The organism is Streptomyces sp. NPDC043952, from assembly GCF_056435325.1.
Window position 1 is genome coordinate 20,196 of sequence record NZ_JBWKES010000038.1, and the last position, 13,487, is coordinate 33,682.

A 13,487-nucleotide genomic window follows, 5' to 3' on the forward strand; every position below is an offset into this window, starting at 1 on the left:
GCGTCAGGAGACCACCTCGGGGTAGGCGCCGGCGGCAGGACGAATCGAACGCGAGACATGCGAGGTGTGCATGGCGGGAGTGTGGCTGGCGGCACCGTTGTGGGACATACACAACGGCCAGGGACCCAGGCAACTGGCCGAGCTGGGGCTCGCGCTGGTGCTGTCGAGCCTGATCGGCTGGGAGCGCGCGGCCCAGCAGAAGAGCGCGGGCCTGCGCACCCACACGCTGGTCGGCATCGCCAGCGCGCTGATGATGGAGGTGTCCCAGCACGGCTTCACCGCGGTGCTGGGCCTGGAGCACGTCTCCTTCGACCCCTCCCGTGTCGCGGCCCAGATCGTCTCCGGCATCGGCTTCATCGGCGGCGGCCTGATCTTCGTACGACGGGACGCGGTACGGGGCCTGACGACCGCCGCCACCGTCTGGCTGACCTGTGCCGTCGGCATGGCCTGCGGCGGCGGGCTGCCCGTGCTCGCGCTGGCGGTGACGGCGCTGCACTTCCTCGTCGTGCGCGGCTACTCCTACTTCTCCGGCCGGCTGGTCCCCGGCACGACCGCCGCCGCCTTCGAGGCCCGGCTGACCTACCGCACCGGCTCCGCCCTGCTGCCCCGCCTGATGCAGACCTGCACCCGGCTCGGCTTCCGCATCGTGCAGGTCAAGGTCGAACGGCTGCCCGGTCGCACGGACGACGCGGCCCGCGTCCTGCTCGAACTGGAGGGCACCCAGGACCCGGCCCGGCTGACCTCGGAGCTGTTCCAGGACGAGGGCGTGCTCGACATAGAGCTGACCCCGGCGGCCGACGAGGAATGACGGCCGACGGGGAATGACGGCCGACGGGGAACGACGCCTGGCCCTCCGGTCGTCGGCCGCGTGATGACGCTCAGTCCTCCGCGGTCTGCTGCGTCCACGTCCACGCGTACTGAAGCCAGTCCGCCACGGTCAGCGCGCCGAAGCCGCCGCAGGCCAGCCGGGTGAGCCGGGGCGCGGCGGCGTACGAGCACACCAGCGTCCCGGCGGCCCAGGCGGAGACGCAGAACGGGCAGGACAGCAGGTCGCCGACGGCCCGCCGCACACCCCGGCCGCGCGGCTCGTCCATGACCTCGTTCGCCTCGCCCTCGCCGGTCCGCCGGGTGAACGGCGCCCGCACGAAACTGGTGACCTTGTCCCTGGCCACCAGCCGGGACGCCTTGTAGGCCGCGGTGCCGAGCAGCACGACGTCCCACGGCGGCATCCGCTCGGGCAGCCGTACGCCCCGCCGCCGGGCCAGCAGCGAGAAGGCGCCGGTGCCCGCCGCGAACACGGAGGCGAGGGTCGCGTAGCCGGCGAGCGGCACCTCGCCCCGCTCGTCGTAGCCTGCTGCGACCTGCGTCGTCATGGGACCTCCATAGCCGTTCGGTTCCGCCGGGAGCAGGGACCGGGTTCCCGGAGGAGGCGGGGCGACACGGCACGGACCCGCGGCGCGCCGACCCGGTCTCCCGTACCCGCCCGGACCCTGAGTCCCCGTCCCGCCCCCGGCGCCCGTCCCGCGCGGTCCGGATGGCGCAAGGGCACCCGTCGGCGGGGGTGAAACCCCGTGGCGGTCCTTCGCGGGGCGGGGCGCCGGGGTGAGCATGCCGCGTCATGGACATCCTGCTCGTGGCCAGCGCGTTCAACAGCCTCTCCCAGCGCCTGTACGCCGAACTCTCCGACCGGGGACACCGCGTGGACGTCGTCCTGGCGGCGCAGGGCGAGGAGCCGGTGCGGGCCGCCGTACGGGAGTCGCGCCCGGACCTCGTCATCGCCCCGATGCTCACCACCGCCCTGCCGGAGGACGTATGGCGGGAGCACACCTGTCTGATCGTCCATCCCGGACCGCCCGGCGACCGGGGCCCCGCCGCGCTGGACTGGGCCGTCGCCGGGCAGTCCGGGGAGTGGGGCGTGACCGTGCTCCAGGCCGAGGCCGGCATGGACGCGGGGCCCGTCTGGGCGGCCGAGCCGTTCCGCGTGGCGCCCGTCGGCAAGAGCGACCTGTACCGCAACGAGGTCGCCGACGCCGCCGTCACCGCCGTCCTCACGGCCGTACACCGGCACGCGGAGGGCGCGTTCAAGCCCCGTCCGCAGAGCGACCCCTCGATCGACGTCGTCTGGCGAGGCCCCTTCCGCCAGGAGCGGCGGCGCATCGACTGGGCGCACGACGACACCGACACGGTGCTGCGCAAGCTGCGCGGCGCCGACTCCCGGCCCGGAGTCCTCGACGAACTCCTCGGCCGGGAACTGTTCCTGCACGGCGGCCACCCGGAGGACGAGCTGCGCGGCCGGCCCGGCGAGCTGCTGGCCCGGCGGGCGGGAGCGGTCTGCCGGGCCACGCGGGACGGCGCGGTCTGGATCCCGGAACTGCGCCCGCGCAGGAACTCCGGCGACCCGGCACCCTTCCGCCGCCCGGCGACCGATGTCCTCGAAGCCCGCGAAGCCCTCGGACTCCCGGAGATCCCCGCCCCGTTGGAGCTGCCCGAGACCCGGCGCACCTACACCGACATCCGCTACCGGCAGCACGGCGACATCGGCCTGCTGAGCTTCGCCTTCCCCGGCGGCGCGATGAGCACCGGCCAGTGCCGCCGGCTGCTCGCCGCCTACGAGCACGCGCTCACCCGCCCCACCCGCGTCCTGGTGCTCGGCGGGCCGCGCGACTTCTTCTCCAACGGCATCCACCTGAACGTCATCGAGGCCGCCCCGGACCCCGGCCGGGAGTCCTGGATCAACCTCCACGCCATGGACGACCTGGTGGAGGCGGTGCTGCGGACCACCGACCGGCTGGTGGTGGCCGCGCTCGCCGGCAACGCGGCCGCGGGCGGCGCCATGCTCGCCCTCGCCGCCGACCAGGTGTGGTGCCGCACCGGCACGGTCCTCAACCCGCACTACCGGCGCATGGGCCTGTACGGCTCCGAGTTCTGGACGTACACCCTGCCCCGCCGGGTCGGCCCGGACGAGGCCCGGCGGCTGACCGAGGAGGCGCTGCCGGTGAGCGCCGCGCGCGCCGAACGGCTCGGCCTGGTGGACCGGCTCGTACCGGCCGCGCCCGGCGAGTTCACCCCGGCGGTGCTGCGGCTCGCGGCCACCCTCGCCGCCGACCCCGGCCTGGACCGCCGTATCGCCGCGAAGGCGTCCGCCCGCGCCGCCGACGAACGGCACCGGCCCCTCGCGGAGTACCGGCGGGCCGAACTGACCCGGATGCACGCCCTGTTCTTCGACCCGCAGGCGCCGTACCACGCCCTGCGGTCGGCCTTCGTCCGCAAGTCCCCGGCGGGCTCATCCCGGCCACTGACCGCACCACCCGACCCGACCCGCCCGCTCACCGGCCGATCTGGCGGCACCGGCCGATCTGGCGGCATCGGTCGAACCGGCGGCGCCGAAGCGGGAGCCGCCCGATGACCGCCCCCCTCCTCGTCGCCGGTGTCGGCAACATCTTCCTCGCCGACGACGCCTTCGGACCCGAGGTGATCCGCGCCCTCGAACAGCGACCCCTGCCCGCCGGGGCGCGGGTGCGGGACTACGGCATCCGCGGCCTGGACCTCGCCTACGACCTGCTCGGCGGGTGCCGGACCGCCGTCCTCGTGGACGCCGCCCGGCGCGGGCAGCGGCCCGGCACGCTGTCCCTGATCGAGGCCGAACCCCCCGACGGCACCGTCCCGCCGGAGGCACACGGCATGGACCCCGCGAAGGTCCTGGCCCTGGCCACCCACCTGGGCGAGGAGCCGCTGCCCCGCGTGCTGGTGCTGGCCTGTGAGCCCGAGGTGCTGCCCGCAGGGGACGAGGACATCCTGCCGGGGCTCAGCGCGGCCGTGCGCGCCGCCGTCGAACCCGCCGTCACCGCGCTGCACCGGCTCGTCGCGCTGCTGCTGGCCGACCCGGACGCACCGGCCGCCGCATTGGGCCGCTCGATGGAAAACGGCCCGGCGCACCCGGCTGCGCTGCCCGCCCACGCGCCCGCGACGGCCGAAGATCGGTGACACCTGGGGGCCGCGCGGAACGCGGCCTTTGGGGCCCAGCCGCCCGACCCGAGGAGCAGCGCCCATGTGCCGGTCCGACGTCCGACAGGCCGTCCTGGCGAAGAACGACGACCTCGCCGCGCGCCTGCGCGAGGAACTGGCGGGGCGGGGGGTGGCCGTGGTCAACCTGCTCTCCAGTCCGGGGAGCGGCAAGACCGAACTCCTCGGGCGGATGCTCGCCGACGCGGTCGCGCGGGGCGTGCCCGTGGCCGCGCTCACCGCCGATCTGGCCACCGAGAACGACGCCGTCCGGCTCGCCCGCTCCGGCGCGCCCGTCCAGCAGGTCCTCACCGACGGGCTCTGCCACCTGGAGGCCCGCCAGGTACGCGAACGGCTCACCGGCTGGCTGCCCGAGGACACCTCGGTGCTGTTCGTGGAGAACGTCGGCAACCTCGTCTGCCCGGCCTCCTACGACCTCGGCGAGACCCTGCGGATCGTGCTGATGGCGGTCACCGAGGGCGAGGACAAGCCGCTGAAGTACCCGACCGCGTTCGGCTCCGCCCATGTCGTCGTCATCACCAAGACCGACCTCGCCGAGGCCGCAGGGTTCGACGAGAGCGCCTTCCGGGCGAATGTGCGGCGGGTCAATCCGGGCGTGGAGATCGTACGGTCCTGCGCCCGCACCGGGGACGGCGTCGGCACCCTCCTCGACCACGCGCTTGCCGCCCGCGACGGCGCCCCCGCGCACCGGCCGCCCCTCGCCCCGCATCCGCACGGACACCACCACCCCCACACCGAGTCCGCGCCCATCGCATGACCGCTCCCGCGACCGGCCCGGTCCGCCGCCGGCTCACCGTGCACGGCACCGTGCAGGGGGTGGGCTTCCGGCCGTACGTGCACCGCCTGGCCGCCGAGACGGGTCTGGCCGGGTTCGTCGGCAACACCGCCGACGGCGTGCTGATCGAGGTCGAGGGTCCGGCGGCGGAGGTGGACCGGTTCTGCGCACTGCTGGCCCACCGGCCGCCGCCGCTGGCCACGGTGACCCGCGTCGCCCACGAGGACCTGCCCGCCACGGGCGCCGCCGGACCCTTCGCGATCCGCTCCACCGAGCGGGCGGCCGGCCGCGCCCAGCTCCCGCCCGACACCGCGACCTGCGCCGACTGCCTGCGCGAACTCGCCGACCCGGCCGACCGCAGACACCGGCACCCCTTCGTCACCTGCACCCACTGCGGGCCCCGCTTCACCATCGCCACCGGCATGCCGTACGACCGGGCGGCGACCACCATGAGCGGCTTCCCGATGTGCCCCGACTGCGCCCGCGAGTACGGCGACCCCGCCGACCGGCGCTTCCACGCCCAGCCCGTCGCCTGCCCCCGCTGCGGGCCCCGGCTCACCCTGACCCGCCCCGGCGTGCGCCCGGCGCGGGACGCGGACGCCCTCGCGGCGGCGCGGGACCTGCTCGCCGCAGGACGGATCGTCGCCGTCAAGGGGCTCGGCGGCTACCACCTGGCCTGCGACGCCACCGACCCGGAGGCCGTCGCCAGGCTGCGCGAGCGCAAGGAGCGCGGCGGCAAGGCGTTCGCCGTGATGTGCGCCGACCTCGCGGCCGCCGAGGGCCTCGCGGACCTGACCCCCGCCGAGCGCGCCGCGCTGACCGGGCCCCGCCGCCCCATCGTGCTGGTCCGCCGCCGCACCCCCGCAGGGGACCTGGCCGCGCAGGTCTGTCCGGGCAGCCCGCACCTCGGGATCATGCTGCCCTACACCCCCGTGCACACCCTGCTGTTCGGGCTGCCCGGCGACCCGCCAGGGCCCCGCGTGCTGGTCATGACCAGCGGCAACCGCTCCGGCGAACCCATCGTCACCGACGACACCGAGGCCCTCACCCGGCTCGCGGGGCTCGCCGACGCCTGGCTCGCCCACGACCGGCCCATCGCCGGGCCCTGCGACGACTCCCTGCTGCGGGTCCGCCCCGACGGCACCGAACAGGTGCTGCGCCGCTCGCGCGGCTACGTCCCGCGCCCCCTGCGGCTGCCGGTCCCAGTACGGCCCGCGCTCGCGATCGGCGGCGACCTGAAGAACGTGCCCTGCCTCGGCGAGGGCGACCTCGCCTGGTTCGGTCCGCACATCGGCGACATGGGCGACCTGGCCACCCTGGACGCCGCCCGGCGGGCCGAGCGGCACCTGACCCGGCTGACCCACGTCACCCCCCGGCTGATCGCCGCCGACCGGCACCCCGGCTACCACTCCACCGGCTGGGCCCGCAGACGCGCGGGCGCCCGGCTCCCGCTGCGGCTGGTCCAGCACCACCACGCGCACATCGCCTCCGCCATGGCCGAACACGGCCTCGACGGCACCACCCCGGTCATCGGCGTCGCCTTCGACGGCACCGGATACGGCGACGACGGCACCGTGTGGGGCGGCGAGATCCTGCTCGCCGACTACACCGGCTACCGCCGCTTCGCCCACCTGACCCCCGCCCCGCTGCCCGGCGGCGACGCGGGCGTGGCCAACCCCTGCCGGCTGGCCCTGGCCCGGCTGTGGGCCGCGGGCCTGCCCTGGGCGGCGGACCTGCCCAGCGTCACGGCCTGCTCCCCGTCCGAACTCGCCCTGCTGCGCCAGCAGTTGGACCGTCAGGTGGCCTGCGTGCCCACCTCCAGCATGGGCCGCCTCTTCGACGCCGTGGCCTCCCTCGCGGGCGTGTGCCACCGCGCCGGGTACGAGGCGCAGGCCGCGCTGGAGCTGGAGGCCGCGGCCCTCGGCGCACGGGACGCGGACGCGGTGGCGTACCCCTTCGGGCTCACCGGCGGTGCCACCCTCGCCTGCGACCCCGCGCCGATGCTGCGCGCGCTGCTCGCCGACCGGCGCCGCCGCACCCCGGCCCCGGTCCTCGCCGCCCGCTTCCACCGGGGCGTGGCCCGCGCCGTCACCGAGATCTGCCGCCGGGCCCGCGGCGCGACCGGTCTCGGCACGGTCGCCCTCACCGGCGGGGTGTTCGCCAACGCCCTGCTGGAGGAGAAGTGCGCCGCGCTGCTGCGCGCCGAGGGCTTCACGGTCCTGCGGCACGGCGAAGTCCCCCCGAACGACGGCGGGTTGGCGCTCGGCCAGCTGATGGTCGCGGCCACCGCACCCCACCACGAGACGGAGTGAGCCATGTGTCTGGCAGTGCCCGGCAAGGTCGTGTCCATCGACCACCAGGCCGACCCCCTCACCGGCCTGATCGACTTCGGCGGCGTCCGTAAACAGGCCTGCCTGGAGTACCTGCCCGATGTGCGGGTCGGCGAGTACGTGATCGTGCACGTCGGCTTCGCGCTCCAGCGCCTCGACGAGGAGTCGGCCCGTGCCTCCCTGGAGCTGTTCGACCAACTCGGGCTCCTTGAAGAGGAGTTCGGCGACGCGTGGGAACAGGCGGCCCGCCAGGAGAACGCCTGTCTGGAGAACGAGAGCGAGGTCCGGTGAAGTACATCGAGGAGTTCAACGACCCCGAGCGGGCGCGCCGGCTGCTGGACGAGATCCGCGCCACCGTCACCCGCCCCTGGGCGCTGATGGAGGTCTGCGGCGGCCAGACCCACTCCATCATCCGGCACGGCATCGACCAACTCCTCCCGGAGGAGGTCGAGTTGATCCACGGCCCCGGCTGCCCGGTGTGCGTCACCCCGCTGGAGGTCATCGACAAGGCCCTGGAGATCGCCGCCCGCCCCGAGGTGATCTTCTGCTCCTTCGGGGACATGCTGCGGGTGCCCGGCACCGACCGGGACCTGTTCCGGGTCAAGGGCGAGGGCGGCGACGTACGCGTGGTGTACTCCCCGCTGGACGCGCTCGAACTCGCCCGCAAGAACCCCGACCGGCAGGTCGTGTTCTTCGCCATCGGCTTCGAGACCACCGCCCCCGCCAACGCCATGGCCGTCCACCAGGCCCGCCGCCTGGGCGTGGCCAACTTCAGCCTGCTGGTCTCCCACGTCCGGGTCCCCCCGGCCATCGAGGCGATCATGACCGCCCCCAGCTGCCGGGTGCAGGGCTTCCTCGCCGCCGGGCACGTGTGCAGCGTGATGGGCACCGCCGAGTACCCGGACCTCGCCGACAAGCACCGCGTCCCCGTCGTCGTCACCGGCTTCGAACCCCTGGACATCCTGGAGGGCATCCGGCGCGCCGTGCACCAACTGGAGCGCGGCGAGCACCGGGTGGAGAACGCCTACCCGCGGGCCGTGCGCGAGCAGGGCAACCCGGCCGCCCTGCGCATGCTGGAGGAGGTCTTCGAGGTCACCGACCGCAACTGGCGCGGCATCGGCCGCATCCCGGCCAGCGGCTGGCGGCTGACCGACGCCTTCCGCGCCTACGACGCCGAGCACCGCTTCGACGTCTCGGGCATCCGCACCGAGGAACCGGCCGTGTGCCGGGCCGGCGAGGTCCTCCAGGGCCTGATCAAGCCGACCGAGTGCGAGGCGTTCGGCACCGCCTGCACCCCGCGCACCCCGCTCGGCGCCACCATGGTCTCCAGCGAGGGCGCCTGCGCCGCCTACTACCTCTACCGCCGCATGAACACCCCGGCACCGCAGGGATCGCGCATCCCGCGGGAGGAGATGAACCCCGTTGGCTGACCTCGCCACCCCCGCCGCCGCGAACGCCACCCCCGGCACGGCCGTCGACCCGGCGAACTGGGCCTGCCCCGCCCCGCTGCGCGACCAGCCGGTCGTCGTCATGGGCCACGGCGGCGGCGGTGCCCTCTCCGCCGAGCTGATCGAGCAGGTCTTCGCCCCGGCCTACGGCAACCCCGCCCTCGCCGCCCTCACCGACTCCGCCGTGTTCGAGCTCGGCGGCGCCCGGCTCGCCTTCTCCACCGACTCCTACGTCGTACGGCCCCTGTTCTTCCCCGGCGGCAGCCTCGGCGACCTCGCCGTCAACGGCACCGTCAACGACCTCGCCATGAGCGGCGCCCGGCCCGCCCACCTGTCCACCGCCTTCGTCCTGGAGGAGGGCGTGGAACTGGCCGTGGTCGGGCGGATCGCCCGCGCCATCGGCGCCGCCGCGCGGGCCGCGGACGTCACCGTGATCACCGGCGACACCAAGGTGGTCGAGTCCGGGCACGGCGACGGCGTCTACGTCACCACGGCGGGCGTCGGCCTGGTCCCGGACGGCGTCGACATCCGCCCCCAGCGCGCCCGGCCCGGCGACGCGGTGATCGTCAGCGGCCCGATCGGGCAGCACGGCGTGGCCGTGATGAGCGTGCGCGAGGGCCTGGAGTTCGGCGTGGAGATCACTTCCGACACCGCCCCGCTGGCCGGTCTGGTCGCGGCCATGCTGGCGGTCACCAAGGACCTGCACGTCCTGCGCGACCCCACCCGCGGCGGGCTCGGCGCCTCCCTGAACGAGATCGCCCGCGCCTCCGGCACCGGGGTGCTGCTGCGCGACCGGGCCATCCCGGTCCCGGAGGAGGTCGCCAACGCCTGCGGCTTCCTGGGCCTGGACCCGCTGTACGTCGCCAACGAGGGCCGGCTCGTCGCCTTCGTACCGCCCGAGCACGCCGAGGCGGTGCTCGCCGCGATGCACGCCCACCCGCAGGGCACCGGCGCGGCGCTGATCGGCCAGTGCGTGGCGGACCATCCGGGCATGGTCGTCGTCGCCACCGGGCTCGGCGGCACCCGCGTCGTGGACCTGCCGCTGGGCGAGCAGTTGCCCCGGATCTGCTGACCGGCAGCCACTCGGAAAGGTCCGGCCCCCGCCGTCCCCGGCGGGGGCCGGACCGCTTCCGAACGAAAGCCCCTAAGTGTCGACTCCCGTGATCTCCAGCTCCCGTCCGCTGCGCAGCTCCTGGGAGGGGCGGTCGCAGCGCGGGCACCAGAAGAACGGCGGTATGCCCACCGCGAACTCCTCGGCGCACCCGCCGCACCACGCCAGCGCGGGCACCGGCTCCACCACGAGCCGGGCGCCCGCGAGCGCCGTACCGTCGCGGGCCACCTCGAAGGCGAAGTCCAGCGCGTCGGGCACCACCCCGGACAGTTCGCCGACCCGGACGGTCACCGCGGACACCCGGTCCGCACCGTCCGCGCGGGCGATCTCCTCGGCCTCTTCCACGATCGCCGTCGCGATCGACAGTTCGTGCACGGCCGCCTCAGGGGTAGCGCCGGTTCGCGCCCGGCCCGCCGGTCATCCGGAAGATCCGCAACTCCCGAACGATGCCCGGGAATTCCTTGATCACAAGGGCGGTGAGCACGCCGCCCACCAGCGCGGCCTGGAGCAGCAGCACCTGCCGTCCTGACATCCCCGCCCGCGTGCGCCTTCTGCTTCTGCAATCGGTCATGGCGGTCAATTTCCGTTCTCTCATCCGGGCGAGATGTTCGGCATGCTCTCGCTTAGAGCGTCATGCCGCTTCCAGTGGATACCGGTGGAGCGGCGCGCGTCGGAGCTGCCGTCCCGGTGGTGTCCGGTCTGCTCCTGGTACGGGCCCTTGTTGCCCTGGTGCAGTCCGGGCACATGGCTCGGGGTGTCGGGCTTCGCCTGGGCTCGGCCCACTCGGATGGTGCCCATGTCCGCTCTCCTTCCAGGCCGTACGACTACGACCGTTCGGTGAGGTCCCTGAAGAACTGTTCTACGGCCGGCCAGACCCGCCCGCCACCGGAGAGCCCCCGCCACTCGCGGCGGACCAGCGCCGTCATCCGGAAACAGTCGTCGACCGGCACGATCCAGTGCTCCGAAAGGCCCCGCACGGTGTTCACCAGCAGCGCCTCCACGTCCGGTGCGATGGACGCCACCTGCGGGACCCCGGCGGCCAGCCGCCGCCAGGCGTCCGCGTCCACCTCCCAGCGCATCGCCCCGGCCGGGCTCGGCCCCTGCGCGGTGACCGTGCCGTCGGAGCGCGGCACGAAGAACACCAGCCCCACCGGGACGCCCAGCACCCCGGTGTCCACGGGCGCGAGCCGCACCCTGCGCCGGGGCACCAGCCGGTAGCGGCCCTCGCCCGCCGCGCCGTCCGCGAACAGCACCGAGCAGGGACCGCACACACAGCGCACCTCGGCGGCCCCGGTGTCGTACAGATGCGGATGCTCCGGCGCCACCGGGGCCGCGCACAGCTCGCAGCTCTCCGCGTCGGCCGTGGCCGCGCGTTCCGCGGCGGAGCGGATCACCCGCGCCAGCGCCCCGTCCGCGCTCACCCGGCCTCCTGGGGCACGGACCGGCGCTTGATCGTGCTCAGCGGCACGAAGGCGGGGGCCGCCCTGCGCTCCTTGCCGGCCGGCACGATCTCGACGCCGGTCAGCTCGGGCGCCACGGCCAGCACGGTCTCCCGCACCGCCGCCGCGATGTCCCCGGAGCCACCGCCGCATCCGCCACCGCAGCCGCCCCCGGAACCGGAGCCGGAGTCGAGGCGCACCCGCGCGACCTCGCCCTCGACCCCGGCCCACGCCAGGTCGCCGCCGCGCTCGCGGACCGCGGGCGCGAGCCGTTCGACCGCGCGCTGGGCCCGCTCGGCCAGGGGCTGCGGGTGCACGCCGTGCAGCACCATGAGGTGGCCGACCAGCTCGTCACCGGCCAGCCGCGCGCCCAGCCGCTCGTCCGCGCCGTCCAGGACCCGGCCGAGGGCTTCGCCATAGACCTCGGTGAGCAGCCGCACCGCTTCCAGGGCCGGGCCGGGCGTGTGCTCCAGTCCGGCCAGCACCTCGTCCAGCCGCGCGAGCCGGGCCTCCACCTCCCGGTCCGTGAGGCGTCCGGCCGGGTCAGCCATGGTCGGCCCCGTACGTCGGCGAGTGCACGGTGGTCAGGGTCTTGCCCTTGCCCATGTACATGTGCACCCCGCACGGCAGACAGGGGTCGAAGCTGCGCACGGTGCGCATGATGTCGACGCCCTTGAAGTCGTCCGGCCCGTTCTCCTCGAAGATCGGCTGGCCCTGCACCGCGTCCTCGTAGGGGCCCGGCGTGCCGTAGATGTCGCGGGGGCTGGCGTTCCACGGCGTCGGCGGGTACGGGTGGTAGTTGGCGATCTTCTTGTCCCGGATCACCAGGTGGTGCGAGAGGACCCCGCGCACCGCCTCGTGGAAACCGCAGCCGATCGACTCGTCCGGCACCTCGAAGTTCTCGAAGACCTTGGTGTCGCCGCTCTGCAGCATTCCCATGGCCTCCTCCAGGAACTGGAGCGCCATGGCGGCGGCGTAGGCGATGAAGTACGGCCGGGCGCGGTCGCGTTCGAGGGTGTTGCTCCACTTCGGGATGCGCCACTCCAGCGTGGTCTCCGGCAGCTTCTCGCCCCTGGGCAGGGTGATGCGGATGCCGCCGCCGGTCGCCTTCACGTACGGGGTGTCCACCAGGCCGCTCAGCGCGGTCGACCAGAGCCGGGCGAGCGGGCCGCCGCCGGTGTCCAGGGCAAGGTGCTCGCCGGTGGCCGGGTGGTACCAGCGCGGGCTCATCACCCAGCTGTAGTTGCCCTCGAAGTCCCGCTTCTGCGGCACCGGCACCGTGGTCTGGTTCCACGGGTGGCGCATGTCGACGGGGTTGCCCAGCGGGTCGTGGGTGACGAACGGATCCTCGTTCACCCAGTCCTCGTAGAAGGAGCTGCCCAGCATGATGCGCAGGCCGAGGTTGATGTCGACGAGGTTGTTGGTGACCAGCTTGCCGTCCACCACGATGCCCGGCGTGACGTACATCGCCTTGCCCCACTCGTTCATGGTGGCGTAGCGGTAGTCGACCACGTCCGGGTTCTGGAAGGCGCCCCAGCAGCCCAGCAGGATACGGCGTCTGCCGACCTCCTCGTAGCCCGGCAGCGCCTCGTAGAAGAAGTCGAAAACGTCGTCGTTCATCGCCACCGCCTTCTTGATGAAGTCGATGACGCGCATCAGCCGGCTGAGGTAGTCGGTGAAGGTGCTGGGCTGCGGCATCGTGCCGACGCCGCCGGGGTAGAGCGTGGAGGGGTGCACATGGCGCCCCTCCATCAGGCAGAACATCTCCCGCGTGATCCGGCTGACCTTCAGCGCCTCCTTGTAGACCTCGCCCTCGAAGGGGTTGAAGGCCTTCATGATCTCGGCGATGGTGCGGTAGCCGTGCACATGGCCGCGGGGCGCGTCGGTGCGCTCGGCGCGGGCCAGCACACCGGGGTTGGTGGCCTTGACCATCGCCTCGCAGAAGTCCACGAAGACCAGGTTGTCCTGGAAGATCGTGTGGTCGAAGATGTACTCCGCCGCCTCGCCCAGGTTGGTGATGTGCTCGGCCAGCTTCGGCGGCTTGACGCCGTAGGCCATCTGCTGGGCGTAGTTGGAGCAGGTGGTGTGGTTGTCGCCGCAGATGCCGCAGATCCGTGAGGTGATGAACCCGGCGTCGCGCGGGTCCTTGCCCTTCATGAACACCGAGTAGCCGCGGAACAGCGACGAGGTGCTGTGGCACTCCACGACCTCACGGTTGGCGAAGTCGATCTTCGTGTAGATACCCAGGTTGCCGATGATCCGGGTGATCGGATCCCAGGACATGTCCACGAGCTGGGCGGGTTTGCGTCCTGAGGTCCGCGCGTCGGTGGTGGTCATCTGCGGTACTGTCCCTCGCTGTTC

The 13,487-nt window shown here is 73.9% G+C and carries 15 protein-coding genes; 8 read left to right on the top strand and 7 right to left on the bottom strand.

Translation table 11 applies throughout. The annotated features are described in order from the left end of the window. Nucleotides 1-70: 70 nt before the first annotated feature. A complete protein-coding gene (locus tag AC069R_RS29040; RefSeq protein WP_478769739.1) occupies nucleotides 71-808 on the top strand; it encodes an MgtC/SapB family protein in 738 nt (245 codons plus the stop codon). Between the two features lie 70 nt (nucleotides 809-878). On the opposite strand, the gene AC069R_RS29045 is transcribed toward AC069R_RS29040, so the two are convergent. Continuing rightward, nucleotides 879-1,373, bottom strand: a complete 495-nt coding sequence (locus AC069R_RS29045; protein ID WP_478769740.1) for a DUF1360 domain-containing protein — start codon at nucleotides 1,371-1,373, stop codon at nucleotides 879-881. A gap of 245 nt (nucleotides 1,374-1,618) precedes the next feature. Between AC069R_RS29045 and AC069R_RS29050 the strand changes: the two genes are divergently transcribed. The 7 genes from AC069R_RS29050 to hypE all read left to right on the top strand — a co-directional run bounded on the left by AC069R_RS29050 (nucleotide 1,619) and on the right by hypE (nucleotide 9,648). Beyond that, nucleotides 1,619-3,406 carry a hydrogenase maturation protein gene (locus AC069R_RS29050; protein WP_478769741.1) on the top strand — a complete coding sequence of 596 codons (1,788 nt, stop codon included), beginning with the start codon at nucleotides 1,619-1,621 and terminating at the stop codon, nucleotides 3,404-3,406. Continuing rightward, complete coding sequence (locus AC069R_RS29055; RefSeq protein WP_478769742.1) at nucleotides 3,403-3,984, top strand: hydrogenase maturation protease; 582 nt, start codon at nucleotides 3,403-3,405, stop codon at nucleotides 3,982-3,984. The genes AC069R_RS29050 and AC069R_RS29055 overlap by 4 nt, the downstream gene beginning before the upstream one ends. Before the next feature lie 64 nt (nucleotides 3,985-4,048). Then, on the top strand, nucleotides 4,049-4,780 hold the full coding sequence (hypB, locus tag AC069R_RS29060) for a hydrogenase nickel incorporation protein HypB (RefSeq protein WP_478769743.1): 732 nt from the start codon (nucleotides 4,049-4,051) through the stop codon (nucleotides 4,778-4,780). Further along, nucleotides 4,777-7,110 carry a carbamoyltransferase HypF gene (gene hypF, locus AC069R_RS29065; RefSeq protein ID WP_478769744.1) on the top strand — a complete coding sequence of 778 codons (2,334 nt, stop codon included), beginning with the start codon at nucleotides 4,777-4,779 and terminating at the stop codon, nucleotides 7,108-7,110. The genes hypB and hypF overlap by 4 nt, the downstream gene beginning before the upstream one ends. Before the next feature lie 3 nt (nucleotides 7,111-7,113). Further along, nucleotides 7,114-7,419: a HypC/HybG/HupF family hydrogenase formation chaperone gene (locus AC069R_RS29070; RefSeq protein ID WP_478769745.1), complete on the top strand. Its 306-nt coding sequence runs from the start codon at nucleotides 7,114-7,116 to the stop codon at nucleotides 7,417-7,419. Beyond that, nucleotides 7,416-8,558 (top strand): hydrogenase formation protein HypD, encoded by a 1,143-nt coding sequence (gene hypD, locus AC069R_RS29075; RefSeq protein ID WP_478769746.1) that lies wholly within the window; start codon nucleotides 7,416-7,418, stop codon nucleotides 8,556-8,558. Before AC069R_RS29070 ends, hypD begins: the two co-directional genes overlap by 4 nt. Next, nucleotides 8,551-9,648: a hydrogenase expression/formation protein HypE gene (gene hypE / locus AC069R_RS29080; RefSeq protein WP_478769747.1), complete on the top strand. Its 1,098-nt coding sequence runs from the start codon at nucleotides 8,551-8,553 to the stop codon at nucleotides 9,646-9,648. The genes hypD and hypE overlap by 8 nt, the downstream gene beginning before the upstream one ends. Before the next feature lie 72 nt (nucleotides 9,649-9,720). Here the strand turns inward: hypE and hypA are convergent, their stop codons facing one another. The 6 genes from hypA to AC069R_RS29110 all read right to left on the bottom strand — a co-directional run bounded on the left by hypA (nucleotide 9,721) and on the right by AC069R_RS29110 (nucleotide 13,463). Further along, nucleotides 9,721-10,062 (bottom strand): hydrogenase maturation nickel metallochaperone HypA, encoded by a 342-nt coding sequence (gene hypA, locus AC069R_RS29085; RefSeq protein WP_478769748.1) that lies wholly within the window; start codon nucleotides 10,060-10,062, stop codon nucleotides 9,721-9,723. Nucleotides 10,063-10,069: 7 nt separating this feature from the next. Continuing rightward, on the bottom strand, nucleotides 10,070-10,204 hold the full coding sequence (locus tag AC069R_RS29090; RefSeq protein ID WP_478769749.1) for a hypothetical protein: 135 nt from the start codon (nucleotides 10,202-10,204) through the stop codon (nucleotides 10,070-10,072). Nucleotides 10,205-10,278: 74 nt separating this feature from the next. Then, nucleotides 10,279-10,485, bottom strand: a complete 207-nt coding sequence (locus tag AC069R_RS29095) for a hypothetical protein (RefSeq protein WP_478769750.1) — start codon at nucleotides 10,483-10,485, stop codon at nucleotides 10,279-10,281. Nucleotides 10,486-10,511: 26 nt separating this feature from the next. Further along, complete coding sequence (locus tag AC069R_RS29100) at nucleotides 10,512-11,108, bottom strand: DUF5947 family protein (protein ID WP_478769751.1); 597 nt, start codon at nucleotides 11,106-11,108, stop codon at nucleotides 10,512-10,514. Continuing rightward, nucleotides 11,105-11,677, bottom strand: coding sequence for a NifU family protein (locus AC069R_RS29105; protein WP_478769752.1), 573 nt, complete (start codon nucleotides 11,675-11,677; stop codon nucleotides 11,105-11,107). Before AC069R_RS29105 ends, AC069R_RS29100 begins: the two co-directional genes overlap by 4 nt. Next, nucleotides 11,670-13,463, bottom strand: coding sequence for a nickel-dependent hydrogenase large subunit (locus AC069R_RS29110; protein ID WP_478769753.1), 1,794 nt, complete (start codon nucleotides 13,461-13,463; stop codon nucleotides 11,670-11,672). The genes AC069R_RS29105 and AC069R_RS29110 overlap by 8 nt, the downstream gene beginning before the upstream one ends. Between the last annotated feature and the right edge of the window lie 24 nt (nucleotides 13,464-13,487).